The sequence below is a fragment of the Pseudomonas huaxiensis genome, from assembly GCF_003231275.1.
GTDB classification, from domain to species: domain Bacteria; phylum Pseudomonadota; class Gammaproteobacteria; order Pseudomonadales; family Pseudomonadaceae; genus Aquipseudomonas; species Aquipseudomonas huaxiensis.
Genome location: NZ_QKVL01000026.1, coordinates 1 through 25,813, shown reverse-complemented (window position 1 = coordinate 25,813; position 25,813 = coordinate 1). Strand labels below are relative to the sequence as shown.

General features: G+C 62.7%; 19 protein-coding genes. 16 read left to right on the top strand and 3 right to left on the bottom strand.

Annotated features, from left to right (window positions below):
* The 6 genes from DM374_RS22545 (at position 1) to qhpG (ending at position 10,148) form a co-directional block, all read left to right on the top strand.
* Positions 1-1,365, top strand: a complete 1,365-nt coding sequence (locus DM374_RS22545) for a DUF1329 domain-containing protein (protein ID WP_110971882.1) — start codon at positions 1-3, stop codon at positions 1,363-1,365.
* A 264-nt stretch (positions 1,366-1,629) separates the two neighbouring features.
* Positions 1,630-4,335 carry a helix-turn-helix transcriptional regulator gene (locus DM374_RS22540; protein ID WP_110971881.1) on the top strand — a complete coding sequence of 902 codons (2,706 nt, stop codon included), beginning with the start codon at positions 1,630-1,632 and terminating at the stop codon, positions 4,333-4,335.
* Positions 4,336-4,554: 219 nt separating this feature from the next.
* Entirely contained in the window at positions 4,555-6,468 is a 1,914-nt protein-coding gene (locus DM374_RS22535; RefSeq protein ID WP_110971880.1) for a sigma-54-dependent Fis family transcriptional regulator, read from the top strand.
* Positions 6,468-8,186: an ABC transporter ATP-binding protein gene (locus DM374_RS22530; RefSeq protein WP_110971879.1), complete on the top strand. Its 1,719-nt coding sequence runs from the start codon at positions 6,468-6,470 to the stop codon at positions 8,184-8,186. Before DM374_RS22535 ends, DM374_RS22530 begins: the two co-directional genes overlap by 1 nt.
* A complete protein-coding gene (gene qhpE, locus DM374_RS22525; RefSeq protein WP_110971878.1) occupies positions 8,179-8,844 on the top strand; it encodes a subtilisin-like serine protease QhpE in 666 nt (221 codons plus the stop codon). Before DM374_RS22530 ends, qhpE begins: the two co-directional genes overlap by 8 nt.
* Positions 8,841-10,148: a flavin-dependent monooxygenase QhpG gene (gene qhpG, locus DM374_RS22520; RefSeq protein WP_110971877.1), complete on the top strand. Its 1,308-nt coding sequence runs from the start codon at positions 8,841-8,843 to the stop codon at positions 10,146-10,148. The genes qhpE and qhpG overlap by 4 nt, the downstream gene beginning before the upstream one ends.
* A 254-nt stretch (positions 10,149-10,402) precedes the next feature.
* Here qhpG and DM374_RS22515 read toward each other — a convergent pair whose 3' ends face one another.
* On the bottom strand, positions 10,403-11,896 hold the full coding sequence (locus DM374_RS22515) for an aldehyde dehydrogenase family protein (protein ID WP_110971876.1): 1,494 nt from the start codon (positions 11,894-11,896) through the stop codon (positions 10,403-10,405).
* A 400-nt stretch (positions 11,897-12,296) separates the two neighbouring features.
* On the opposite strand from DM374_RS22515, the gene peaA reads away from it, so the two are divergent.
* The 4 genes from peaA to peaD are packed head-to-tail and all read left to right on the top strand — an operon-like array spanning position 12,297 to position 16,824.
* Positions 12,297-13,874, top strand: coding sequence for a quinohemoprotein amine dehydrogenase subunit alpha (peaA, locus tag DM374_RS22510; protein WP_110971875.1), 1,578 nt, complete (start codon positions 12,297-12,299; stop codon positions 13,872-13,874).
* Between the two features lie 46 nt (positions 13,875-13,920).
* Positions 13,921-15,351, top strand: a complete 1,431-nt coding sequence (peaB, locus tag DM374_RS22505; protein ID WP_110971874.1) for a quinohemoprotein amine dehydrogenase maturation protein — start codon at positions 13,921-13,923, stop codon at positions 15,349-15,351.
* 1 nt (position 15,352) lies between these two features.
* Positions 15,353-15,676, top strand: a complete 324-nt coding sequence (gene qhpC, locus DM374_RS22500) for a quinohemoprotein amine dehydrogenase subunit gamma (RefSeq protein ID WP_095158602.1) — start codon at positions 15,353-15,355, stop codon at positions 15,674-15,676.
* A 32-nt stretch (positions 15,677-15,708) separates the two neighbouring features.
* Positions 15,709-16,824, top strand: a complete 1,116-nt coding sequence (gene peaD, locus DM374_RS22495) for a quinohemoprotein amine dehydrogenase subunit beta (RefSeq protein ID WP_110971873.1) — start codon at positions 15,709-15,711, stop codon at positions 16,822-16,824.
* 537 nt (positions 16,825-17,361) lie between these two features.
* Here peaD and DM374_RS22490 read toward each other — a convergent pair.
* Positions 17,362-18,756: an aminotransferase-like domain-containing protein gene (locus tag DM374_RS22490; RefSeq protein WP_110971872.1), complete on the bottom strand. Its 1,395-nt coding sequence runs from the start codon at positions 18,754-18,756 to the stop codon at positions 17,362-17,364.
* Here DM374_RS22490 and DM374_RS33245 point away from each other — a divergent pair.
* The 4 genes from DM374_RS33245 (at position 18,755) to DM374_RS22475 (ending at position 22,737) form a co-directional block, all read left to right on the top strand.
* Positions 18,755-18,928, top strand: a complete 174-nt coding sequence (locus tag DM374_RS33245) for a hypothetical protein (RefSeq protein ID WP_157969735.1) — start codon at positions 18,755-18,757, stop codon at positions 18,926-18,928. The genes DM374_RS22490 and DM374_RS33245 overlap by 2 nt on opposite strands.
* A 39-nt stretch (positions 18,929-18,967) precedes the next feature.
* Entirely contained in the window at positions 18,968-20,170 is a 1,203-nt protein-coding gene (locus DM374_RS22485; protein ID WP_110971871.1) for a benzoate/H(+) symporter BenE family transporter, read from the top strand.
* A 270-nt stretch (positions 20,171-20,440) separates the two neighbouring features.
* Positions 20,441-22,048, top strand: coding sequence for a tetratricopeptide repeat-containing response regulator (locus tag DM374_RS22480; protein ID WP_110971870.1), 1,608 nt, complete (start codon positions 20,441-20,443; stop codon positions 22,046-22,048).
* A complete protein-coding gene (locus DM374_RS22475; protein ID WP_110971869.1) occupies positions 22,045-22,737 on the top strand; it encodes a sensor histidine kinase in 693 nt (230 codons plus the stop codon). The genes DM374_RS22480 and DM374_RS22475 overlap by 4 nt, the downstream gene beginning before the upstream one ends.
* Positions 22,738-23,225: 488 nt before the next feature.
* Here DM374_RS22475 and DM374_RS22470 read toward each other — a convergent pair whose 3' ends face one another.
* Complete coding sequence (locus tag DM374_RS22470) at positions 23,226-23,408, bottom strand: hypothetical protein (protein WP_110971868.1); 183 nt, start codon at positions 23,406-23,408, stop codon at positions 23,226-23,228.
* 334 nt (positions 23,409-23,742) lie between these two features.
* Here DM374_RS22470 and DM374_RS33800 point away from each other — a divergent pair, with 334 nt between their 5' ends.
* Together DM374_RS33800 and DM374_RS22460 are read left to right on the top strand one after the other, a co-directional pair.
* On the top strand, positions 23,743-25,365 hold the full coding sequence (locus DM374_RS33800) for an S-type pyocin domain-containing protein (protein WP_225422562.1): 1,623 nt from the start codon (positions 23,743-23,745) through the stop codon (positions 25,363-25,365).
* Complete coding sequence (locus DM374_RS22460) at positions 25,362-25,634, top strand: colicin immunity domain-containing protein (RefSeq protein ID WP_110971866.1); 273 nt, start codon at positions 25,362-25,364, stop codon at positions 25,632-25,634. The genes DM374_RS33800 and DM374_RS22460 overlap by 4 nt, the downstream gene beginning before the upstream one ends.
* Positions 25,635-25,813: the final 179 nt, after the last annotated feature.

Below are 25,813 nucleotides of genomic sequence, written 5' to 3'. Positions count from 1 at the left end.
ATGAAAACCACCAAGACTCTGCTGAAAGCCGGTGTGCTGGGCCTGTCCCTGCTGGCGACCAGTGTAATGGCTGCCGTTTCCGCCGATGAAGCGGCCAAATTGGGCTCAACGCTGACCCCGATGGGGGCGGAAAAGGCCGGTAACGCCGACGGTTCCATCACTGCCTGGCAGCCGCTGACGAAGACTGCCGGTAGCGTCGACGCCAAGGGTTTCCTGTCCGACCCGTACGGCAGTGAACAACCCAAGTTCACCATCACCGCGCAGAACGTCGACCAGTACAAGGACAAGCTCTCGCCTGGCCAGGTCGCGATGTTCAAGCGCTACCCCGAGACCTACAAGCTCCCGGTATACCCGACCCACCGCGGTTCCACCGTGCCGGATGACGTGTTCGCCGCCATCAAGCAGAACGCGACGGCCACTACCCTGGTCGAGGGCGGCAACGGCCTGAACAACTTCCAGGTCGCGGTTCCGTTCCCGATTCCGAAAAGCGGCATTGAGGTGATTTGGAACCACATCACCCGCTACCGTGGCGGCAGCGTGACTCGCCTGGTGACCCAGGCCACGCCGCAGCCCAACGGCAGCTATAGCCTGGTGTACTTCAAGGACCAATTCGTCTTCCGCGACAAGATGAAGGACTATGACCCGAAAAATCCAGGCAACGTGCTGTTCTACTTCAAACAGGCAGTGACCGCTCCGGCGCGACTGGCCGGTACCGTACTGCTGGTCCACGAGACCCTCGACCAGGTCAAGGAACCGCGCAAGGCATGGGTCTACAACGCCGGGCAGCGCCGTGTGCGTCAGGCGCCGCAGGTGTCCTATGACGGTCCGGGTACTGCTGCCGACGGTCTGCGGACTTCCGACAACCTGGACATGTTCAACGGTGCGCCAGACCGCTACGACTGGAAGCTGGAAGGCAAGAAGGAGATGTTCATCGCCTCCAACAGCTACAAGCTGGACTCGCCAACCCTGAAGTACGCCGACATCCTCAAGGCGGGCCATATCAACCAGGACCTGACCCGCTACGAGCTGCGCCGCGTCTGGCATGTGGTCGCGACCCTGAAACCAGGCCAGCGCCACATCTACGCCAAACGTGACTTCTACATCGACGAAGACACCTGGCAAGCGGCGGTGATCGACCAGTACGACGGTCGTGACCAACTGTGGCGCGTATCCGAGGCCCATTCCCAGGACTACTACAACGTGGAAGTGCCGTGGTACACCCTGGAAGCCATCTACGACCTGCAATCGGGCCGTTACCTGGCGCTGGGCATGAAGAACGAAGAGAAGAAGGCCTACGACTTCGGCTTCACTGCCAGCCAGGCTGACTTCACCCCAGCGGCCCTGAATCAGTCGGGCGTGCGTTAACGCTTCAAACCCTCCGTGTGATCCCCAGAACGCCCCGGCTTGCCGGGGCGTTTTGATTTCCGCCGCCACCATCGACTAATTCCGCTGGCCCCGCCGTTTTTATCGCTAAACCGGTAGCCCGTTGCGCCCAGTCAATGTTGTCTCTGTTGCTTCTTGTTGTAGTCTTTTTTCCGTACTTGCGGCAATCGCCTTCAAATGTGTCGGTTAAACCGCTAGTCTGCGCCAATCCCTGTTGCCGAAGATTTCAATTAAAACGAGCCGGCCATGACCGATCTGTCCAGCACGCAAGGGTTCACCCAACAGACCGTGTCGGTTCTGGAAGGGCGTTTCTACCGGCCACCGCTGCCCGACGGGCATGTGCCGCGGGCACGCCTTTGCCAGCGTTTGCAGGCCGGGCTGGGTGGGCGTCTGTTGCTGGTCAATGCGCCCGCGGGATTCGGCAAGAGTTCGCTGGCGGTGGAGTTCTGTCAGGGCCTGCCGTCCCATTGGCGCAGCCTGTGGCTGGGGCTGAGCCGGCGCGACAATGATCCCGGGCGTTTTCTCGAGCGCCTGCTCGAAGGACTGCAACAGTACTGCCCGAGCCTCGGCGGCCAGGCACTGGGCCTGCTGAAAATGCGCCAGCGCCATCAGCCGTTCGCCTTCGAGGAATGGCTCGACGGCTTGCTCGATGAACTGGCCGAGCATTTGCTGAGCACATCTCCCGTGCTGCTGGTGCTGGACGACTACCACCTGGCCCAAGGGCCCGTGCTGGACCGTTGCCTGCAATTCTTCCTCAATCACCTGCCGCCTGGCCTTGTGTTGCTGGTCACCAGCCGCCAGCGTCCTGACTGGCACCTCGCGCGGCTGCGGCTGTCGCGGCAATTGATCGAACTCAACGAACAAGACCTGCGCCTGACCCCAGACGAATCCCTGGCCGTGCTCGGCCAGCACCCGTCGGTGCGCGGTCAGGCGCTGGACAACCTGATACAGCGCAGTGACGGCTGGGTTGCCGGGCTGCGCTTCTGGCTGCTGGCGGCCACCGAATCCGGCGCCGACAGCGCGCTGCCCCAGGCCTTGCACGGTGGCGAAGGGCTGATCCGCGATTACCTGCTGGAGGAAGTCATCGACTGCCTGCCGGCCGAGGTCCAGAGCTTTCTCAACGACACCGCCTGCCAGGAGCGTTTCTGCGCCGACCTGTGCGACGCCCTGCGGGAAAGCCACGACAGCGACGAAATCCTGCGTTACCTGCAATCCCATCAAGTCTTCCTCGTACCGCTGGACGAGCACGGCTACTGGTTCCGCTATCACCACCTGTTCTCCGACCTGCTGCGCACCCGCCAGGCCAGCCTGCCGCTGTCGAGCCTGCACCTGCGCGCCTGTCGCTGGTTCCACGGCCAGGGTCTGCTGGACGAGGCGGTGGAGCAGGCGCTGCGGGCCGGGCACCTGGATGTGGCCGCCAACCTGGTGCAGAACCTCTCCGAAGAACAACTGCTGGCCGAACAGAACGTCGGCATGCTGCTGCGCTGGAAGATGGACCTGCCCGACAGCTTGCTGATCAGCACACCGCGGCTGATCGTGCTGTATAGCTGGGCGCTGGGGCTGGCCTGTCAACTGGATGCCGCCGAGGAACTGGCCAGCCACCTCAGCCGCTTCCTGCCGGCACCGTCGGCCACCGCGCAGAAGTCCATGCTGGCGCAGTGGCTGGCCTTGAGCGGGATCATCGCCCGCGGCCGGGGTGATCGCGAACGCACCCGTTCCTACTGTGAGCAGGCCCTGCAAAGCCTGCCGAACAAACGCTATGGGCAGCGCCTCATGTGCCTGTCGACGCTGTCCAATCTGGCCATCGCCGATGCCGATTTCTGGCGTGCGCGGGGCTGGAACCGCGAAGCTCTGGAGTTGGCGCAGCGGGTCGGCAACCCGTTGTTCGAGGCCCTGGCCCATTACGACCGGGCGCGGGTGCTGCATGCCCGCGGCGAGGTGCTGCGGGCGATGGACGAGGTGCGTCAAGGCCTGCAACGCCTGCACGGTCTGTCGGCGCAGCGGCTGTATGCGGTGCGCGCGCGGTTGATGTTGTACGAGGGTTACTTGCTGGTCAGCCGCCTGCAGCCCGATGCCGGGCGCAGTCGTTTGCGTGCCGGGCTGATCGAAGCGCGCGCTTGTCGCGATATCAGCGTGCTGATCGGCCATTGCGCCCTGGCGACCCTGGACGGCCGCGAAGGACGCTTCGCCGAAGCCTTCGCCGAGCTGGCCGAGGCCGAGCGCTTGATGCACATCTGGGACGTGCCGCCGATCTTCTATCTGGCAATGATTACCCTGGTCAAATGCGAACTCTGGCTGGCCCAGGGGCGCAACGACCTGGCCGAATCCTGGTTGCTGCGTCTGAGCCAGACCTATGGCGGGCAACAGGCCGCGGCGGCGCCGGAGTTCCATCCGCTGCTGCCGTTGCACATCGAATTGCAACAGGCCCTGCTGGAGCAGGCTCAGGGGCGGTTGGCCCAGTCCGGGCAGCGATTGCAGACGCTGGTCGGCCGTGGTCAGGCCAGTGGCGGGCAACTGCTCTGCGTTATCGCGTTGTGTCAGCAAGTGGGTTTGCTGTTGGCCCAGGGTGACCAGGCCGGCGCGCGCGAGCGCTTGGTATCGAGCCTCGAATCTGCGCGGGGTGGGGCGTTGCAACCCTATCAGCGTCTGCTCAACGAACACCCCGACTGGCTGCGTGAACAACTTCAGGCGCAATCGACCAGCCCGGTCCAGGCCAGCCTGCTGGGGCTTTTGCCCAACCAGGAAGTCAACGGCAGCGGCGAAACCCTCAGCGCCCGCGAACACGCGGTGCTCAAGCTGATCGCCCAAGGCTGCTCCAATCAGGAAATCAGCGAGCAACTGTTTATCTCGCTGCATACCGTCAAGACTCACGCGAGTCACATCAACAGCAAACTCGGCGTCGAGCGCCGGACCCAGGCGGTGGCGCGGGCCAAGTCGCTCGGGCTTTTGTAACAGGGTATATTCGAGATTGTCGGGGCTGCTTCGCACCCCTTCGCGACGGTTCGGCGACCCGACAAGCTCGCTCCCACAGAGCCATACCCATGTGAACTGTGGGAGCGAGCTTGTCGGGTCGCCGAACCGTCGCGAAGGGCCGCGCAGCGGCCCCCGAAAAGCCCTGCCCCCAATGGCGCAGGACTTGCTTGTAACGGATTAACCGATCCGGAGCCGCCGATGAGCACAATAAAAACAGCACCCGCCACCGCGACCTCTAACCCCCGCCTTGCCCGGGAACGCTTGTCCGTCGAAGGCCAACTGCCCGATGGCTTTTTGCGTGCCGAAATCGACGCTTCGTGGCGCCGTAGCCTCGACCATGGGGTTCCCGGTAACGCCGGGCAGGAAGTCGCCCTGACTTCCGCCGCCAGCCTCGATCTGCTGCTGGCCAACAACCGTCCGCTGCTGGATGCTGCGACCGCCGAACTCGACTACCTCGGTGCGCGCCAGGGCCAGGACAGCCTGATCATTCTCGCCAACGCCGACGCCACCATCCTCACCATCCAGGGTGAATCCGCCGTGCTCAAGCGCCGTGGCCTGGGCGATATTTCCCCCGGCACCTGCTGGAGCGAAGCCGTCCGCGGCACCAACGCCCTCGGCACCGCGCTGGTGGAAGCGCGCACGGTGCAGATCGATTGCGGCGAACACTTTCTCGAACGGCTCAGCGATTTTTCCTGCACCTCGGTGCCGATCCACTGCCCGCAAGGTGAGCTGCTTGGTGTCCTCGACCTGACCCGCCAAGGCCCGCTGGGCCGTCTGCATGACCGCACCGCGCTGCTGGCGCTGGCGGTCAGCCAGATCGAAAGCCGGCTGTTCAAGAGCAGCTTCCCCGAACAGATCGTGCTGGCCTTCCACAGCCGTCGGCAGTACCTGGAGTCCTGCTGGCAGGGCCTGCTGGCGGTGAGCCTGGACGGGCATATCCTCGCTGCCAGCAACCAGGCCTGTCAGTTGCTGCGCAGCGACCGCGCCAGCCTGATCGGCCAGCGCTGCGACGGCCTGCTGGGCATGCGCCTGGAACAGTGGCTGGCGCGTCTGCAACAGGGCCAGGTCGACAGCGTCGAGACCGCCAAAGGCGCGTTTTACTACAAGACCCTGCAAGTGCCGCAGCGTCCGCTCGCGGTGTCGGTTCCGGCGCTGGTCGCCCGCGCGGCACCGGTTGTATCCTCAACGCCGTCGCTGGAAACCCTCGGCGCCGGCAACAGCCGTTTTGCCCGGGCGTTGCGTATGGCCCGCCAGGGGCTGGCCAATGACTTGCCGGTGGTTCTGCTGGGCGAAACCGGCAGCGGCAAGGAAGTGGTCGCCCGTGCGTTGCATCAGGAAAGCGCACGCGCCGGCAAACCCTTCATCGCAGTGAACTGCGCGGCGATCCCTGAAGGGCTGATCGAATCGGAGCTGTTCGGCTACCGCGAAGGCGCCTTCACCGGCTCGCGGCGCGGCGGCATGGTCGGGCGCTTGCAGCAGGCCCATGGCGGCACGCTGTTTCTCGATGAAGTCGGCGACATGCCGCTGGCCTTGCAAGCCCGGTTGTTGCGGGTGTTGCAGGAGCGCAAGGTGGCGCCGCTGGGCGCGGCCCAGGAGCAGGAACTGGACATCGCGCTGGTCTGCGCCACCCACCGTGACCTCAAGCGCCAGGTACAAGAGCAGCAGTTCCGCGAAGACCTCTACTACCGCCTCAACGGCATCAGCGTGCAGTTGCCGGCCCTGCGCGAGCGCGAAGACCTGCCCGCGCTGATCGACAGTCTGCTGGTCCGCCTCGGCGGCCAAGGCGTGCGGCTGTCTACCGAAGTGTCGCGGTTGTTCGCCGGCTATCATTGGCCGGGCAACATCCGCCAACTGGAAATGAGCCTTCGCCTGCTGCTGGCGATGCGCGAAGACGGCGAAAAGGAGCTGGGCCTCGACCATCTGCCAGACAACCTGCTGGACGAACTGCGCGCCGGCGAACCACCGGTCAACCGCGACAACCTTCGCCACAACCAGCACGACCTGATTCGCCAGGCCCTCGACCGTCATCACGGCAACGTCTCGGCGGCTGCCGATGCGCTGGGCATCAGCCGTGCCACGCTGTACCGCAAGCTCAAGCAGATGCCGCGGTGATGCAGCGTCTGCTCTCGCGCCTGATCGAGCATCAGGACCGTCCCGCCCTGCACGACGCGCTGGGTTGGCTGTACAGCTTCGTCCGACCGCAGCGGCTGGCCATCGCCGGCCTGCTCGGGCTGTCGATGTGCGCCACGGCGCTGGTGCTGGTGCAGCCGTGGCTGACCAAGCTGCTGATCGACGATGGCCTGCTGGCCAAGGACTTCCCGAAGCTGGCGCTGATCGCCGGCCTGATGGTGCTGGCCGGGATCGTCGGCACGCTGTTGTCCGGGCTCAATCGCTACCTGCACACCCGCCTTTCGGGGCGCATTCTGTTTGCCCTGCGCGACGAACTGTACCGGCACCTGCAACGTCTCTCGCCGACCTTCTACGGCCAGCGCCGGCTGGGTGACCTGATGTCGCGGCTGGACGGCGACGTCGCCGAAATCCAGCGCTTCGCCGTGGATTCGCTGTTCTCCGCCGTGTCCAGCGTGATCGGCCTGGTCTGCGCGTTGGCCATGCTGTTGGTGTTGTCGTGGAAGCTGGCACTGCTGGCGCTGGTACTGATCCCGCTGGACGTGCTCTGGCTGCGCTGGATGAGGCGCAAGGTCGAGCGTGAGGTGCGGCAGTTGCGCGAGCGTTCGGCGGACGTTTCGTCGTTCCTGGTGGAGACCCTGCCGGCGATGAAATTCATTCAGTCTGCCGGCCAGCAGCAACGCGAGGCTCGCCGTCTCGATGGCCTGGGGCAGGGCTACATGGGCCAGTTGCTGCGGGTGCAGGTCACCGAGTTCTTCACCCAGGCGGTGCCTGGCACCCTGACGTCGCTGTCCCGCGCCTGCGCGTTTCTGGTGGGCGGTTACTGGGTGGTGCAGGGCAGCTGGCAACTGGGCGCGCTGATCGCGTTTTCCACCTACCTCGGCATGGCCGTCGGCCCGGTGCAAAGCCTGCTGGGCTTGTATGTGGCGATGCAGCGCATGAGCGTCAGCCTTGGCCGGGTGATGGAGTTGCGCGGCGTTGCCCCGGAAGTCGACAGCCCGGTCCACACCTGGCCGATGCCGGAACGTGGCGACCTGCATTTGCGTGGGGTGTGCTTCGCCCATCCGGGGCGGCCGCCGTTGTTGCAGGATGTCGAGGCGAGTATTCCCCACGGCAGCAAGGTCGCCCTGCGCGGTATCTCCGGTGCCGGCAAATCCACCTTGATCGACCTGCTGCAACGCTTCTACGATCCGCAGTCCGGGCAGATCCTGCTGGGCGGCGTCGACCTGCGCGAACTCGATTTGCACGCTTTGCGGCGGCGGGTGGCGGTGGTCAGCCAGGACATCGTGCTGTTTCGTGGCAGCCTCGCCGACAACCTGGCCTACAGCGTGCCGGATGCCAGCCGCGAAGCCATTGCCGAAGTCGCCCGGCTGGCGCAACTGGACAGCCTGATCGCCAGCCTGCCGGAAGGCCTCGACAGCCCGCTGGGCGAGCGCGGCCAGCAGTTGTCGGGCGGTCAGAAACAGCGTATTGCTATCGCCCGCGCACTGCTGCAGGACCCGCTGCTGCTGGTGCTGGACGAAGCCACCTCGCAAGTTGACGAACACACGGAGCGTGAAGTGATTGCCGCGATTGACCAACTCTTTGCTGACCGTACCCGGATCCTGGTCAGCCATCGTCCCTCGACCCTGGCCGACGCCAGCCTGCATCTGGTCCTGCGTGAGGGTCGCCTGCACGTTCTGACGGAGGCCGGCCATGCGTGATTTGCGGGTGGGTGTGGTCGACAGCGGCACGCCCCTGGCGCGCATGGGCGAGGCGCGGCGCTTCCAGCTGGCCTCGGTCGGGATCAGCCAGCAGCCGCCGCTGGAAGATGCCCTCGGCCACGGCAGCGCCGTGGTGCAACTGATCGCTGCGGGTGCCGGAGACGTGCCGATCCATGTCGCCCAGGTCTTCGACCAGAGGGGTGTCACCACTGCCTTGCAAGTCGCCGCCGGGATTGACTGGCTGGTGAGCTGCGGCGTGCGCTTGATCAACCTCAGCCTTGGTTTGCGTGAGGACCGCCCGGCGCTGCGCGACGCCTGCGCGGCGGCGATCAAGGCCGGCGTACTGATCTGCGCCTCGACCCCGGCGCAGGGCATGCCGGTGTATCCCGCCGCGTATCCCGGGGTGCTGCGCATCACCGGCGATGCGCGTTGCCAGCCCGATGAATGGAGCTGGCTGGACACGCCCCAGGCCGATTTCGGCGCCTGTGTGCGGGCCCGCGAGAGTCCGCTGTCTGGCGCCAGTTTTGGCTGCGCGGCACTGACCGGGCACATCGCCGCCTTCCTGCGCGACCAGCCCCACGCCAGCAACCCCCAGGTGATGGCGTGGCTGCTGTACAACGCTCAATACCGTGGACGCGAATATAAGGGCCAGGCATGAAATCCATCGCCGTGCTCGGTGCCGGGCCTGCGGGTACTGCCGTTGCCTTGGGTTTGCGCCGGCTCGGTTTCCAGGTGTGCGTGGTCAGCGAATGGCGGCGCTTCGCGGCACTCGAAGGCGTGTCGCAACGGGTACTGGACGCACTGCGCGGTGCCGGGCTGAACCACGCATTGGCGGTGGCGAGCGAGCCGTCGCGGCGCCACGCACGCTGGAACGGCGAAGCCCATGACCGTAATGTCGAGTTCCTGCTCGACCGTCCGCGTTTCGACCAGGGCCTGCGCGACGACTTGCACCACGCTGGTGTTCGCCTGATCGAAGCGCGGGTGCTTGGCGTGCGGAGCGAGGCGAACGGGGTGATCGTCGAACTGGACGGCGCGCCCGCGTTGTCCGCTGACTTCTACGTCGAAGCCCGCGGGCGCCAGGCCCCGCAACATGACCGTTCCGTGGGTCGTGCCTGGCGCGGGCCGGAGACCTTGAGCCTGCTGAACCGCTGGCAGGGTGAGTCCGGCAGTAGTGCCAGCGCCGTGGAAAGCCAGGCCGATGGCTGGATGTGGATGGCCCGGCAGGCCGATGGTCGTTGCTACTGGCAATGGACCCTGGACGTCGCCGGTACCGCTTTACCGGACAAATCCGCGCTGCTCGATTTCTGCCGCGAACGCCGCTGGCAATCGCCGCTGGCGCGGGCGTTTTTTGCCTCGCAGGACGAGCGCGACCTGCAACTGCACGCGCGCAGCAGCACGGCGATCCTCACGCCGGTCTGTGGCGGCGACAACTGGCTGCGGGTGGGCGATGCGGCGATGGCGGTGGACCCGTTGTCGGGCAACGGCATCTTCCAGTCACTGTCCTCGGCCCTGCAGGCGCCGGCGGTGATCAATACCCTGCTGACACGCCCGGAGCGCCGTGACCTGGCGCTGCGGTTTCATCAACAGCGGGTGGAGCACCTGTTCTGGCGTTTCGCCCGGCTCGGGCGGGATTTCTACATCGAGGAACAACGCTGGGCCGAGCAGCCGTTCTGGCAGGCGCGGCGGCAATGGCCGGACGCCGAACCGCTCCACGCCGACGTGGATTTCGCCAGCCTGCGGATAGAACAGGCGCCAGTGCTGCGTGACGGTCTTGTGGACCTCGCGCACGTGGTGATCAGCCCCGATCAGCCATTGGGCATCTGGCACCTGAATGGTGTGGAACTGGCGCCGCTGGTCAGCCGGTTGCGCACTGAACCGGCCGATCAAGTGCTGGCGCCGCTGAGCCCCGAACAGCAGCGCCACATCCGTGGCTGGCTGCTGAGCCAAGGCTACCGTCCCTGATAGACGCCGAACCGCAGCGAATGCCACCGCCCCTGTGGGAGCTGGCTTGCCAGCGATAGCGTCGGTGACTTCACCACTGCAATCGCTGGCAAGCCAGCTCCCACAGGGTTGGTGTTGCAGCGCCGAAGACCTGCGAAGCGAGTCATGGATCAGGCACCAGCGCCCCGCGACGGCAGTCTCGCCCTCGCGCAAGTGATGATCGGCCCCGATCAGCGTCTGGGCGTCTGGTGCCTAAACAGGTTGGGCTATCGCCCTTAAAGCTTGATCAACACCGACTTCAACTCGGTGTAATGCTCAATCGCCGCCGCGCCCATCTCCCGGCCGACGCCGGACATCTTGTAGCCGCCGAACGGCAGCGCCGGGTCCAGCGCGCTGTGGCAGTTGACCCACACCGAGCCCGAGCGAATCTTCGGAATCATCCGGTGCACGGCGCCGAGGTTGTTGGACCAGATGCTCGCGCCCAAACCGTACGGGCTGTCATTGGCCAGGCGCAGGGCCTCGGCTTCGTCGTCGAAGGGCATGGCCACCAGCACCGGGCCGAAGATCTCTTCCTGCACCAGCGGGTGCTTCTGATCGACATCGACGATCACCGTGGGCTTGACGAAATAGCCGGGGCCGAACTGCTCGCCGCCGCAGGCGATGGTGGCGCCGCTGTTGCGGCCTTGTTCGATGTAGTCGAACACGCGTTTCTGCTGGCGCGCAGAGATCAGCGGGCCCATCTGCACGCTAGGGTCGAGGCCGTTGCCGAGTTTCATGCTGTTGGCGATGCCGGCGATATCGGCCACGACGTTGTCGAAGTGCTTGCGGTGCACATACAGCCTGGAGCCTGCGCAGCAGACCTGGCCCTGGTTGAAGAAGATCGCCTGGGCGGCGCCGGCGGCGGCGATGGACAGGTCGGCATCGGCCATGACGATAGTCGGCGATTTACCGCCCAGTTCCAGGGTGACGCGGGTCATGTTGTCCATTGCCACTTTGCCGATCTGCTGGCCGACGGCGGTGGAACCGGTGAAGGTCAGTTTGTCCACGCCGGGGTGGCGGGTGAGGGCATCGCCGGCGACCACGCCGGTGCCGGTGACCACGTTGAACACGCCCGCGGGGTAACCGACTTCCAGCACCAGTTCGGCCAGCTTCAGGGCGCTCAGCGGGGTTTCGTCGGCGGGCTTGAGTACCACGCTGCAACCGGTGGCCAGGGCCGGGCCGAGTTTCCAGCAGGCCAGCAGCAGCGGGAAGTTCCAGGCGACGATGGCGCCGACCACACCCACCGCTTCACGCCGGACGAAACCATGGAACTCGTCGTTGGGCATCAACGGCAGCGACACCTCGACAGTCTGACCCTCGATCTTGGTCGCCCAGCCGGCCATGTAGCGCAGGAAGTCGATGGCCAGTTGCACATCCATCACCCGCGCCACCACCGCGCTCTTGCCGTTGTTCAGGCATTCGAGCTGGGCGAGGATTTCGCCGTCGCGCTCCATCAGGTCGGCCAGTTTCCACAGCAGGTTCTGCCGCTCGCGCGGGCGGGTCCGGCTCCAGGCCGAATCATCGAAGGCCTGGCGCGCGGCGGTCACCGCGCGGTCGACATCGGCGGGCGTGGCTGCCGGCACCTGGCACAGCACCTCGCCGCTGGCCGGGTTGCGCAGGGTCAGGCGTTCGCCGTCACTGGACTCGACCCAGTCGGCGCCGATCAGCATGGTCGGCGCACGTCGGATAAACGCCTCGACGGCAGGGTGCAGGGGGGCAGTGGTGGACATGGCAAACCTCGTTCTTGTGAGTAGATGCCGAGGCGGATCGCAACCGCTGTGCCAAGTGCCGGGTGTCGCCTTGCAGGGCTGTGAATCCAAGGGGTGAAACGTTGCCGCGCCGGCCGGGTGTCGCACACCGGTCGTCGCAAATTGCGACAGGCGATGAGACGTTCTCAGCGGCCTGCGACAGCCGTCTCACGTTGTCTCAAGTGTCGCGAATCAAGCCGCGAGGCCCGTGTCATATGGCCCGTCGAGCCCGGAATACAGCGCTTCGGGCTCTTGGCACACAATATGTATCGACCCTTGCAAGCGGCTCTTCGGTCCGTGCTCTGCCGCTGTACGGCCGACGGAAGAGACCTATAAGAAGTGTACGAACAATAAGAAGAACCCCCGTGGAGGTCAGTCATCGATGAAGAGAACACTCAGGTTCGCCAGCGCTGGAGGGATGCTGGCAGTGGCCGTCAGCCTTGCCTTGCAGCCCCAGGTCAGTCAGGCCCGCGAAGCCCAGGCGATCCTCAAGGAAACCTGCCAGGGCTGTCACCTGCCCGAAGGTGACAACGCCTTGAGCCGCATCAGCCACCAACGCAAAACCCCGGAAGGCTGGCTGATGACCATCGGCCGCATGCAGACCATGCACCAGTTGCAGATCAGCGACGAAGACCGCCGCACGCTGGTCAAGTACCTCGCCGACACCCAGGGCCTGGCGCCCAGCGAAACCGACGGCGTGCGCTACGCCCTCGAACGTCGCCTGAACACCGTCGAGCAGATCGGTGAACCCACCCAGCAAATGTGCGCCCGCTGCCACTCCGGCGCACGGATCGCCCTGCAGCGGCGTCCGGCCAAGGAGTGGGAGCACCTGGTCAACTTCCACCTTGGCCAGTGGCCGTCGCTGGAATACCAGGCGCTGTCCCGTGATCGCGACTGGTTCGAGCTGGCGAAGAAGGACATGGTGCCGCTGCTGGCGCAGAAGTACCCGTTCGACAGCAAGGCCTGGAGCGACTGGCAGAAGTCGATGCCCAAGGCCGCGACCCTGGCTGGGACCTGGAGCTTCAGCGGCCACCTGCCGGGCAAGGGCGAACTCAACGGTGTGATGACCGTCAGCCCCGAAGCCGGTGACCGCTTCAAGGTCAGCCTCGACGGCCAGTACGCCGACGGCACGCCGTTCAAGGGCCAGGGCACGGCGATGCTCTACAGCGGCTATGAATGGCGCGGCACCGTGGACGTGGATGGTGTGAGCATGCGGCAGGTGCTCGCCGCCAATAACGGCCAGCTCACCGGCCGCATGTTCGAAAAAGCCCACGATGAACGCGGCCTGGACTTTGTTGCCGCGCAGCAAGGATCGCCGCGTCTGTTGGCGGTGCAGCCGGGTTATGTGAAGGCCGGCAGCGAAGCCGAGCTGACCCTGGTCGGCAGCGGCCTGAGCGGCACGCCGTCGTTCGGCAAGGGCGTGCAAGTGCTCGACGTGCTGGAGAACACGCCGCAGCGCGTGCGGGTCAAGGTCAAGGCCGCCGCGGATGCACCGCAGGGCTTGCAGGCGGTCAGCGTCGGCAAGCTCGGCGGTCCGCAACTGGCGGTGTACCGCGAGATTGCCGAGGTGAAAGTGGTCCCGGCGTTCTCCGTGGCGCGGGTCGGTGACAACGGCGGTTCCACGCCGAAGGTGCAGGGCCGTTTCGATGCCGAGGCCTGGGGCCAGGGCGCCGATGGCAAGGCCTACCGCATTGGCGTGCTCCCGGCGCAATGGAAAGTCGAGCCGTTCGACGAGCGTGCCCGCGAGGACGAGGACGTCAAGTTCGCCGGCATCATGCAGGCCGACAGCGGCGTGTTCACCCCCGGCGATGCCGGCCCGAACCCGGCGCGCAAGATGTCCACCAACAACGCCGGCAACCTCAAGGTCATTGCCGCCGTGGACGACGCCGGCAAGGCGCGTACCGGTGAAGGTCAACTGATCGTGACCATCCAGCGCTGGAACAACCCGCCCATCCCGTGACACGGCGGTTTGACCTGGCCACATCCGAATGCTCTAGGAGGTTGCGATGGGCGCGATTCTGAATCTGGTAGAACGCAATTTGCATGAAGTGCGGGTCGATGACGCCCGCATGCTGTTCCACATCCCCAGTAGCTCGCTGTTCGCCAGCGATGCCCTGACCGGGGAAATCATCGACGCACTGCGCCACGAAAGCTGCTCCAGCGATGCTCTGGTGCAACGCCTGGCGGCGCGTTTCGATGGCGTCGAAGTCAACGAGACCCTGCGCGAGCTGATCGCGCTGGAACTGGTCAGCGACGGCTCGCCGCTGAGCCCGGAAACGGCGCTGAAAAAAGTCGAGCGCACCGCGCTCAATACCGTGGTGCTCAACGTCAACACCGGCTGCAACCTGAGCTGCACCTACTGCTACAAGGAAGACCTGGACAAGCCGTCGGCCGGCAAGCGCATGGAGGTCGAGACCGCAGTGGCCTCGGTGGAAATGCTGCTCAAGGAGTCGCCCGACGAGCCGTTCTACACCGTGGTGTTCTTCGGCGGCGAGCCGCTGAGCAACCGCAAGCTGATCGAGTACATGGTCGATTACTGCGAGCGGCGTTTCAGCGAGGTGGGCAAGCGGGTGGACTTCGTCATGACCACCAACGCCACCTTGCTCACCGAAGAGATCGTCGACTACCTCAATGCCCACCGCTTCGGGTTGTCGGTGAGTATCGACGGGCCGAAGACCGTGCACGACCGCAACCGCATCACCGTGGGCGGGCAGGGCACCTATGACGTGGTGCGGCGCAAGGCCGACATGCTGCTGTCGCGCTACGACAGCCGCCCGGTGGGCGCGCGGGTCACCCTGACCAAGGGCGTGACCGATATCGAGACCATCTGGAACCACCTGTTCAACGAGATGGGTTTTGCCGAAGTCGGTTTCGCCCCGGTGACCTCGGGCGACATCAGCGACTACAACCTCTCGGGCGAGGAACTGATCGACGTCTTCGCCAACATGAAGGCCCTCGGCCGCAAGTACCTGGAGGCGGCGCTGGAGCACCGCAACATCGGTTTCTCCAACTTGCACCAGTTGCTCACCGACATCCACGAAGGCCACAAGAAAGCGCTGCCGTGTGGTGCCGGCCTGAAGATGCTGGCGGTGGACCACAAGGGCGAGTTGAACCTCTGCCACCGCTTCACCGGCTCCAGCCTGCCGACCTTCGGCAACGTGCACAGCGGCGTGAAGCAGGTCGAACTCAACGAGTTCCTCTCGCAGCGCCTGGACCGCACCAACACCGGTTGCGACACCTGCCGCATCCGCAACCTGTGCTCCGGCGGCTGCTACCACGAGAGCTACGCCCGCTACGGCGATCCGGCCCACCCGACCTACCACTATTGCGAACTGATGCGTGACTGGGTGGACTTCGGCATCGAAGTCTACAGCCGGATCATGGCCGAGAACCCGGCCTTCATCAGCCGCTACATCACTGCGCGCAAGGTCCACTGACATGAAGCATCTCAAGCCGATCAACAACAAAGCACTGAAGCTGGAACAGGCTGCCGAGGAAAACCGCATCGAAGAAGTGCTGGCGATGAACTCGGTCGCCGGCTGCGCCTCGACCACTGACCCTGGCTGGGAAATCGACGCCTTCGGTGGTGTCTCGTCGCTGTGCCAGCCGATGGAATCGGACCTGTACGGTTGCTCCGACCCATGCTGGTGGCCCGCGCAGGTGCCGGACATGATGAGCACCTACCCCGACTGGAACAAGGATGCCCAGGCCTCCGGTGACAACTGGCGCAACCTCGGGACCGTGTTCCCGGACGACAAATGAGCCCCCAGGCAGACAAGAAGAGGGATATCCGCATGCTTCAGATTGCAACCCGCGGCCTGGCCGCCCTGGTGGTGCTCGGCGCCGGTTCGGCGATGGCCGCCGACGAAGGCAAGGCGCTCAATGCCGGCCACGAATACATGGTCACCACCAACTACCCGAACAACCTGCACGTCATCGACCTAGCCAGCGAAAAGCTCTACAAGACCTGCCAGATGCCCGACGCCTTCGGACCGGGCTCGGTGCAGATGTCGCCGGACAAACGCACCGCCTACGTGCTGAACAACCACTACGCCGACATCTACGGCGTTGAGCTGGACAGTTGCAAACAGGTGTTCCACGCCAGCATCACCCAGTTGCCGGGCGAGAAGGCGCGTTCGATGTTCTCCTTCACCATCAGCCAGGACGGCAAGGAAATCTACACCGTCGCCAACCCGACCAAGATGTTCAGTGACCACTACGAAGTGCAGGCGCCGCGGCTCGACGTGTACGGCACCGATGGCGGGCTCGACGCCAAGCCGCTGCGCAGCTTCCCGGCACCGCGGCAACTGACCATCATGCAGGGCGCTGACGACGGCAGCCTGTACGTGGCCGGGCCGGACATCTACAAGGTCGATGTGAAGACGGGAAAATTCGACGTCATCGTCCCTAGCCGCAACTGGAAACGCCCCAACTACAGCGCCCCGGACGTGCTCTACGTGTGGAATCAGCAGACCTACCGGCATGATTTCTCGCTGCTCTACACCGCGTCGAAATTCAAGGACGAGAAGCAGGACCCGGCGACGGCCGAGTACGTTTATGGCTTCTTCAACATCGACCTGGCTACCGGCAAGAGCCAGACCGTCGACTTCGGCCCGCTGACCGAAATCTACTTCAGCGGCATGCGCTCGCCGACCGACCCGAATGTGGTTTACGGCGTGCTCAATCGCCTGGCCAAGTACGACATCAAGGAGAAAAAGCTGATCAAGGCCGCGACGCTGGATCACTCGTATTACTGCGTCTCGATGAACAAGGCGGGGACGCGGATCTACCTTGCGGGCACTTACAACGACATCGCTATTTTTGATGCCGACAGTCTGGAGCCGAAGGGCAAGATCCAGTTGCCTGGGGGGGATATGGCGATTACTACGGCGCAGGTGTTTGTGCGGTAAGTAGTGGCGCTCATGCCAGCGATGGGCATGGGTATCTACACATCTTTCGGCCATGTGGTGGTTGAAAGGCGGTTGTCAAAAAACCGAGTAATGTCCACTGGACGCATGTCGGGAGTTTTCTAGCGATCTCAAGATCGAGCGCCGCCCGCGCGGCGCATCGCGAGCAAGCTCGCTCCTACATCGGTTGCAACGTACCTATGTCTGTCAGGCCATGGTTGGCAGCCTTGTTTGTACAACGCGGTATCGAGTGGACTTCAACAAGCCACCCCGCGATTCATCGTCAAACGCCAAGAGTGGGCAACCCAACTCTCACAGACCACGGCACGTTGCAACCTATGTAGGAGCGAGCTTGCTCGCGATGCGCCGCGCGGGCGGCGCTCGATCTTGAGAGTGTTGAAGAACTATCGCCTAGCACTTGGTGGCCATGACCAGATCCTCTGACAGGCAACTCGTGGCCGTCACACAATTCCGAGATGTGTAGATATCCACACAGCGATGGGGCCGGATCTGGCAGCCCTTTGTTCAAACCGAACTCGCTCAGTAAAACCGCCGCGGATCCGAAGCCCCCGCCAGGCTCGCCAACTGGGTCAGTGCAAACCTCAATTCATCCTCGCGGGTCGGTGACATCAGCACCACTCGCACGCCGCGCGTCTCGCCGTTGCGCTCGGGCTGGAACTGCGATCCGCTAAGCACCTTCACCCCCTGCGCCCGCGCCAGGGTGGTGAATTCGTCCGCGCTCCACGGCTCCGGCAACTCCAGCCAGAGGTGATAGCTGTGGGCCTCGGCCCTGATCCGCAATCCCGGCAGCAACTCGCGCGCCAGCGCCTGGCGGCGTGCCGCTTCTTCGCGCTGGAGCCGCACCAGTTTCAATTCCAGCCCCTCCGCCAGGATGTTGCTCGCCAGTTGCGCAGTCAGTGGCGAGGGCATCCAGACGCTGCTGCGGACCATCGCCGTCAGCCGCGACAGCAACCGCGGCGGGCTGTACAGGTAGCCGATGCGCAGCGCCGGCAGCACCGACTTGGACAAGCTGGTGAGGTACACCGACCGCTCCGGCGCATAGCTGGCCAGCGGCCGCAGCGTGGTGTCGCTGGCGAGGAAACCGTAGATGTCGTCGTCCAGGATCAGGAAGTCGAACTCTTCGGCAATCGCCGCAATTTCTGCCCGCCGCTGGTGCGACATGGTGGCGGTGGTGGGGTTCTGGCAGGTGGCGACACACACCAGCATGGTCGGCCGCTCGCGCTGGCACAGCTCGCGCAGTGACGCGGGAATGATGCCTTGCTCATCCATCTCCACGCCGCGCAGGCGCCGTTGCAGGCTGTGGGCCAGGGAGATGATCCCTGGGTAGCACAGCGATTCGCAGAGGATCAGGTCGTTGCATTCAGTCAGCGCGCTGATCGCCACCAGCAGTCCGTGCTGGGCGCCGGCGGTGATCACCACCTGTTGCCACACGGCGTCCGGCAGCGAGTGACGCAGCCATTGCGCGCCGGCTTCGCGGTGCGCGGGGTGGCCGCCGTCGGGGGCGTAGTCGAGGGTCTGGGCGAAGTCGGTGCTGTTGGCCAGTTCCACCAGCGCGCTGCGCAACCACGACGTAGCGGTGTCGCTGGCGGGCTTGATGATGGACAGGTCGAGCACTTGGCTGCTGCCCTGCAACGGCACAGCCGCGACGGCTGGCGCCGGGCTGATCTCGGCGGCAGGCGTGGCGAGGACGTAGGTGCCGCGGCCGACTTCACCCTGCAACAACCCGCGCCGCTGCGCCTCGCTGTAGGCGCGACTGACCGTGCCCGGCGTGACCTGCAGCGCCTGCGCCAGCTCGCGCAAGGTCGGCAGGCGCTCGCCGGGGCTGAGCAGGCCGCTGGCGATATCCCGCGCCAGGGCGTCGGCAATCGACAGGTAAACGGGCTGGTTGAAGGCGTTGAGCAGGGGGACCCACATGGACATTGCTACCGATGAAAACAATGGCGTCGAGCCTATCACATCGCAGCAATCGGCCCGATGGGGCGATCAATACAGCGCTGCCTGCGACAGGGTTAGGGGAGAAGATACTTCAAAATGTTTAATTGAGTCTATTGAATTGATTCAATTGAATCGACTAGATTTGAAATGAGTCGAATCAATTTGCTCCCCGCCCTTCACTGGAGACTGTATGGAAACGCTGAGAAAAGACTGTTCGCTGTCGGCGATTGTCGCCGGGTTGATCGCTGTGATCATTTCCTACGCCGGCCCGCTGATCATCGTTTTCCAGGCTGCCCGCGAGGCGCAGTTGTCGCCCGCCGAGGTGTCGTCGTGGATCTGGGCGATCTCCATCGGCAGCGGTATCACCGGCCTGTTGCTGAGCTGGCGCCTGCGTGCGCCGGTGATCACCGCCTGGTCAACGCCCGGCGCAGCGTTGCTGGTGTCGATGCTGCCGCAGGTGTCGCTGGCCGAAGCGGTGGGGGCGTATATCGTCGCTGCGCTGATCATTGCCTTGGTCGGCTTGAGCGGAGCCTTCGACAAACTGATGAGCCGCCTGCCCAAGGCCATTGCCGCGGCGATGCTGGCCGGCATCCTGTTCCGCTTTGGCGCCGAGCTGTTCACCTCGATCAAGGTGCAGCCGTGGCTGGTGCTGTCGATGTTTGCCAGTTACCTGGTGTTCAAGCGCCTGTCGCCGCGCTACGCGATTCTCTCGGTGCTGATCGTCGGTTGCGTGGTGGCCGGCCTGCTCGGCCAGTTGAACGGCTCGGCGCTGACCCTGGCCTTGGCTGAACCGGCCTTCATCACGCCGCAATGGAGCTGGCACGCGATCATCAACATCGGTCTGCCGCTGGCATTGGTCAGCCTCACCGGGCAGTACGTGCCCGGCATGGCGGTGATGCGCAGCGCCGGCTACACCACTCCGGCGCGGCCGATCCTTGCGGTGACCGCCATCGGCTCGGTACTGCTGGCGCCGTTCGGCTCCCACGGCTTCAACCTGGCGGCGATCACCGCGGCCATCTGCACCGGCCGCGAAGCCCACGAACAGCCGAGCAAGCGCTACATCGCGGGGATCGCCTGCGGGGTGTTCTACATCCTCATGGGTACCTTCGGCGCAACCCTGGCCTCGGTATTTTCCGCCTTGCCCAAAGAGCTGATCGCCGCCCTGGCCGGGCTGGCGCTGTTTGGCGCGATCATGACGGGGCTGGCGGGCGCCATGGCCGATGAAAAGCAGCGTGAAGCGGCGCTGATCACCTTTCTGGTGACCGCCTCGGGCATGAGCTTTCTCGGCCTGGCTGCGGCGTTCTGGGGCTTGATCTTCGGCCTGGTCGCCCACTGGGTGCTGAGCTACAGCCGACAACGCAGCGCCGCGGTCGTCGCAACCCCTGCCAATTGAGAGACAGCTCTCGTCTGTGACGCATGCGCGTTGTAAGGCACACGTCGGACGGCGATAATGGCACTTGGCTATCGTCGTTCCGACTCCCTTCGTTTTACCGTCTGGCGCGATCAGCGCAACCGCGTGTTTCCCCGGCTCAAGCAATGGTTGCGCGCTGCCGATAGCGTAGCGAGGGTGGCGGGTGATCGTGCCGGTCCGTCCCTTGCGGCGAAGCCGGGCCTGTCCTTGCGTGTGCGGGCGTCTCAATTATTTCAATGACAGGTTTTGTGGATGCTGGTTTACAGCCAAAAGAGTTTTCTGATCGTCGACGACTTCACCGATTTCCGGACGTCGTTGCGATCGATGCTGCGCGAAATGGGCATCAAGGACGTCGACACCGCCGAAAGCGGTGAAACCGCCATCCGCATGTGCGCGCAGAAGCGCTACGACTTCGTCCTGCACGACTTCCACATGGGCGACGGCAAGAAGAACGGCCAGCAAGTGCTCGAAGACCTGATGCTGGACAAACTGATCAGCCACGAATCGATCTTCGTCATGATCACCGCCGAGAGCAGCCAGGCGGTGGTGCTCAGCGCCCTCGAATACGAACCCGACGCCTACCTGACCAAACCCTTCAACCGGCTCGGCCTGACCCAGCGGCTGGACAAACTGGTACAGCGCAAGACCCTGCTCAAGCCGATTCTCCAGGCGCTGGACCGTGGCCGCCCGGCCGAAGTGCTGGTGGCCTGCGAGCAGCTCTGCCGCCAGGACCCGCGTTTCGCCCCGCTGTGCCTGCGTTACCGCGCCGACGCCATGGCCGCGCTGAATCGCCATGAAGAACTGGAGCGCTTCCTCAAGGCTATTTTGGCAAACCGACCGACGCCCTGGGCCTACGCGGCGCTGGGCAAACTGATGTTCAAGCGCGGCCAGATCGCCCAGGCCCAGGACGTCTACGAGCAGGCGATCAAAAGCTTCTCGATGATGCCCGGCCTGTACGACGGCCTCGCCGAAGTGCTCACTGCCAGCGGCGACAACCGTCGCGCCCAGCACGTGCTGGAAGACGCGGTGCGGCTGTCGCCACTGGCAGTGAAGCGGCAGATGCTGCTGGGCAAACTGGCCCTGGGCAACGCCGACTTCGACGGCGCCTCGCGGGCGTATCGCCAGGCGGTCAGCCAGGGTCAGAACTCGCGCTTCAAAGACCCGGAAAGCAACCTTGGCCTGGCCCAGGCGCTGATCAACAAGAACGCCGGCAACGGCCTTGATGCCCGCACCCGGGTCGAGATCAACCAGGTGCTCGGCGATGTTGCCAAGGAATACGGCGAAGACCAGGGTCTGCAAGTGCGTGCCCGCCTGATCAAGGCCACCGGCCTGCAGCAGGCCGGCGACGCCGAGACCGCCGCCAAACTCACCGAGGCCGCCATGGCCCGCCTCGACACCATGGACCAGTTCTTCTCCGCCGAAGCCGCCCTCGCCGTGGCCGCGCAGCTCAAGCAACTGGGCCAGGAAGACGCCGGCAAATCGATCCTGAAAAACTGCGTCGAGGTCTACGGCGACGACAACGCGGTGATGAAAAACATCGCCAAGCTCACCGACGACCCGGCCATCCTTGGTGCCGGCAACGAAGCGGTCGACCTCAACCGCCAAGGCGTGCGCAGCTACCAGGCCGGGCAGATGAACGAAGCCCTGGAGCTGTTCCGCAAGGCGCTGAAACTGCAACCGAAGAACATCAGCATCGCCCTCAACACCGCCCAGGCGCTGCTGCGTCTTGGCGGTGAGCAACCGGCGGCGGCGGTGCTGCAGGAATGTCGTGATTGCCTGGCCAAGGTGGCCGGCATTCCCGATACCGATCCGCGCTATGAGCGCTACCGCAAACTGCGCATCCGCGCCGTGGGGACATGATGTCTAAGCAATCGGGGCTGGATTTTTCCACGGTGATCGCCTCCACCGTGCACGACATGAAGAACTCCCTCGCCATGCTCATGCAGGCCCATAGCCAGTGGCAGGCACGTCTGCAGGACCAACAGCATCACGCGCCGGAACAGGTGGTGATCGAACATGAGTTCGCCCACCTCAACGGCATGCTCGTGCAGTTGCTTGGCCTGTACAAACTGGGCATCAACCAGTTGCCGATGCTCCCCGATTACCACGACCTCGATGACTTTATCGGCGGGTTGCTCGCTGGCTACGAGGGCATTCTCGTCAGTCGCGACATCGTTGCCCGCTTCGAGATTGATCAAGCCGCGCCGCTGGGGTTCTTTGACCGGGAACTGGTGGGGTCGGTGGTGTCCAACATCATCAACAACGCCACGCGCTATGCCGGTCACGCCTTGCTGGTGACCGTGCGGGAAGAGGGCGAGATGCTGGTCATCAGCATCAACGACGACGGCACCGGCTTCCCCGCGAAGATGATCGAGCAGCAGGACCAGTACGTGCAGGGCATCGAACACAGCACCGCGAGCACTGGCCTCGGCCTGTACTTCGCCGCCCGCATCGCCGCGCTGCATGAGCGTAATGGCGTGCAGGGCCGGATCGAAATTGCCAACGGCGGGGCGCTTGGGGGTGGGTTGTTCAGGATGTATTTGCCGTGATTGATGGGGCGTTTTTTGGCGCTTGAAGGCCATGAGGGCGCTAGGCAGGGGATCGGGTAATGGCGGCCAGGTGCTAGCCGATAGTTTTTCAGCGCTCTCAAGATCGAGCGCCGCCCGCGCGGCGCATCGCCGGCAACGCCGGCTCCCACATTTGTTGCAACGCGCCTATGTCTGTCAGGCCATGGTTGACCGCCTTGTTTGTTCGACTCGATTCAGGGGTTGGCGCTTCAGCCGCCCCGCACTCTCTAGCCATGCACCAAGGCTGGAAACACCAATCCCACAGGCCATGGCGCGTTGCAACAAATGTGGGAGCGAGCTTGTCGGGGCGCCGAACCGTCGCGATGCGCCGCGCGGGCGGCGCTCGATCTCAAGGCCGCTAAAGACATTCAGGCGAGCACCTGGCGGCCACTACAAGGCAGATACCCAGAAAAGGCCCTGACGCTCAAAACCCTCATAACCTGGTCCTGACCCCCAAGGCCCCAGCCGATTCAGCGCGCAGCCTGCTGCCTCGCCACGCCCGCCCGCAATGAGTCCACCAGCGCCTGTGACATCTCAAGGACATGTTGGTTGGACCAGAGCAATTCGCTCATTCCGCTGTCGTTTTCCGCTGTTTCGCAGGACTGGAAATTGTTGTCCCACGACAGACGCAGCAATCCTGCGAGCTGCTCCATGGCGATGACAGATAGGCTATTCAGAATCCACTCTCCCGTAACCCTACCCCCGCCATCCAGTGCCCGAAATCTTCAGCATTTCGTGACCCAGACAGAAGGGACGGATTTGCCTAAATTCGCATCAAGACCAATGAAAGGTAGAGCACTTTGTAAGTAAATATGCATTTGTGCATATTCTCCTATGCATAAATACTGTTTGCATGTACAGTTTTTATGCGTTTTGTCTTTGCTCCCTAAGAACTGAAGGGCAGGTTAGATCAAAACGCTAGGCCCTCATCCAGAAAATGTCTGGATGTCTTGTTAGCAAATTGCTTTTAAAATTAAAAGGACTTTTATGGCTTTTGAACCGGTAGAAAAAAATATAATTGTAAATCGTGGGATACCATGGACGCCTCCATCTTTTGGGCCAGCTATTGATAATACCAGGGGGTATCAGGCAGGAGATCTTCAACGTATTCTTAACGAGCTAGATCAGTTGGGCGGTGAGCCAGCTTTCTATAGACAGAAAGTCTCTCGCTCATTAGTCGAGTTAAGTAAAAAATTGAAGGCGATCATCGAGTTTAATTTTACTTCAAAAAACTCAGAGGTCACGACTCAAATAGAGATTGAGTTGAGGTCTCTACGAGAAAACACATCGCCAAGCGAATTTTTAACGCCTTACGAAAAAATAACAAATGAAAGAAATCGAGTCGATTCATTGATTCGGTCCAAAGCTCGCCAGCTAAAAGAAATGCAGCAGCGAGCAAACTCCTTTTTTGGCAGTGACCCGCTCAATAAAACTGATTCTGAGCTTAATCGTGCCTTTATGCAGCGGTTGACTAGAGATATTAAGGATGATGGTTATGACGATTGGGCCACATCATATGATTCTGCTTACGTAGCAAAGTATCTGACAAGCGAAATCAGTTACCTGACCGAGAGGTCACAATCTTTATTCAAGGTGCAAAGTGACGTTGGAAGGGTTGATCATACGTTTAAGCTCGCTGGAGCAGGTGCTACCCAGCTAAGCACAGTTGCTGGCTCCATCGCTATTTCTGCTGGGTCCAACATTACGTTGGAGGCTATGATTCAGGCTGCTATCCAGGGAGTGAAAGCCGTGCTAGGAACGGTCCTTGGCTCCGCTTCAGCCGTAGGTATTGGCCTTCTGGCTTACTCTGCATCTCTAGGCAACGGAGAGCGGCCCTCAACAATGCTAAATTTGCCGGCCAAAAGTTTGGCGCCGGATTTGCCCGACAATCTACACGACATTGCTATCGCTCATGGCACCGTAAGTATGCCTTATCGGATTTATGGTGATAACTTAAAGTATTCAGTAATAGCAACGCAGGCCCTAGGTGGGTTGCCTTCTCAAGTGCCGGTGAGGGTATTGTCGTTCGATTCCGTCGCCAATGCCTATGTATATGTGGCTTCAGACGCATGGCCTACAACGCTGACCTTTCCGATTGCTGTGACGGGCAATAGTTCAACGTCGAGCCCGGCACAACCAGTGCCAACGCCTGTGTATACGGGTATCACGTTAACGCCTATTGAAGTAAAAGCTGTACCCTTACCTGCGGTAGACCAACTAAGTATTCAGGATGCGATTTACGTTTATCCAGCAGATTCGGGTTTGCCACCCATTTATGTAGTCTTCAGCGAGCCCCTGGATTCTGGAAAGTACACTCGCAAGCAACTTGATAAAAAATATAAACATGCTGAAGATTTTGGGGTCGCAGACAGTCAAAAAAATCAGCAGACGTTGACAAAATTTAGAGATGCGATAGAGGCGCATTTGGCAGATATAGATACTATTGAGGGTGGGACGTATATCAGGAGCATAGGCTCTAGAGTTTTTTATAACTTAAAAACTAACAATGTTGTTATAATAAGCAGGGAAGGTCAGTTTTTGTCGGCATGGCAGCTTGATCCGACCTCGCCACAGTTTAAGAATTACATAGAAAAAGGAGTCCTGCAATGAGTATGAATTTAATAGAGCTTGCTAAAAGCTTTTTGAATGAAGGGCTAAGCGCGCAGGCCTTTTCTGATACGTATATTGCTTCTTGGCGTCGCGAGCGTAATGCCAATATCTTGAAGGATGATGCTCCTGGCGTATCTGAGTGTGCGTCGACGATATTTATTTTGGCAGACTGTTTCAATCCAGACGCCGATCGAACTGAAGGCGAAGTAGACGAAAATGGTCTGAAAATCGAAATTAGAGAAGTTTTAAATAAATTTAATCTTCTCTGATTTCATCATGCGCCATCAATGAAATGTAAAGTCTATCGGTAGCGCCTCGCATGCTTTAATGCGAGGTGCTGCATAACTGATGTATTAGGATCTGTATGAAAAGCCTTGAGACGAAGGTCAGGCAAGGCGAAAACAGCAGAGGAACGGCCGGGGTCGCGCTCGACGTTTACGGGTTGTAA

Coding starts and splice junctions, on each gene's coding strand:
- DM374_RS22470 (WP_110971868.1), bottom strand. CDS start 23,408: ATGGAGCAGCTCGCAGGATTGCTGCGTCTGTCGTGGGACAACAATTTC.
- peaA (WP_110971875.1), top strand. CDS start 12,297: ATGAAGAGAACACTCAGGTTCGCCAGCGCTGGAGGGATGCTGGCAGTG.
- peaB (WP_110971874.1), top strand. CDS start 13,921: ATGGGCGCGATTCTGAATCTGGTAGAACGCAATTTGCATGAAGTGCGG.
- peaD (WP_110971873.1), top strand. CDS start 15,709: ATGCTTCAGATTGCAACCCGCGGCCTGGCCGCCCTGGTGGTGCTCGGC.
- DM374_RS22480 (WP_110971870.1), top strand. CDS start 20,441: ATGCTGGTTTACAGCCAAAAGAGTTTTCTGATCGTCGACGACTTCACC.
- DM374_RS22540 (WP_110971881.1), top strand. CDS start 1,630: ATGACCGATCTGTCCAGCACGCAAGGGTTCACCCAACAGACCGTGTCG.
- qhpC (WP_095158602.1), top strand. CDS start 15,353: ATGAAGCATCTCAAGCCGATCAACAACAAAGCACTGAAGCTGGAACAG.
- DM374_RS33800 (WP_225422562.1), top strand. CDS start 23,743: ATGGCTTTTGAACCGGTAGAAAAAAATATAATTGTAAATCGTGGGATA.
- DM374_RS22530 (WP_110971879.1), top strand. CDS start 6,468: ATGCAGCGTCTGCTCTCGCGCCTGATCGAGCATCAGGACCGTCCCGCC.
- DM374_RS22490 (WP_110971872.1), bottom strand. CDS start 18,756: ATGTGGGTCCCCCTGCTCAACGCCTTCAACCAGCCCGTTTACCTGTCG.
- qhpE (WP_110971878.1), top strand. CDS start 8,179: ATGCGTGATTTGCGGGTGGGTGTGGTCGACAGCGGCACGCCCCTGGCG.
- DM374_RS33245 (WP_157969735.1), top strand. CDS start 18,755: ATGGACATTGCTACCGATGAAAACAATGGCGTCGAGCCTATCACATCG.
- DM374_RS22460 (WP_110971866.1), top strand. CDS start 25,362: ATGAGTATGAATTTAATAGAGCTTGCTAAAAGCTTTTTGAATGAAGGG.
- DM374_RS22515 (WP_110971876.1), bottom strand. CDS start 11,896: ATGTCCACCACTGCCCCCCTGCACCCTGCCGTCGAGGCGTTTATCCGA.
- DM374_RS22485 (WP_110971871.1), top strand. CDS start 18,968: ATGGAAACGCTGAGAAAAGACTGTTCGCTGTCGGCGATTGTCGCCGGG.
- DM374_RS22475 (WP_110971869.1), top strand. CDS start 22,045: ATGATGTCTAAGCAATCGGGGCTGGATTTTTCCACGGTGATCGCCTCC.
- DM374_RS22535 (WP_110971880.1), top strand. CDS start 4,555: ATGAGCACAATAAAAACAGCACCCGCCACCGCGACCTCTAACCCCCGC.
- qhpG (WP_110971877.1), top strand. CDS start 8,841: ATGAAATCCATCGCCGTGCTCGGTGCCGGGCCTGCGGGTACTGCCGTT.
- DM374_RS22545 (WP_110971882.1), top strand. CDS start 1: ATGAAAACCACCAAGACTCTGCTGAAAGCCGGTGTGCTGGGCCTGTCC.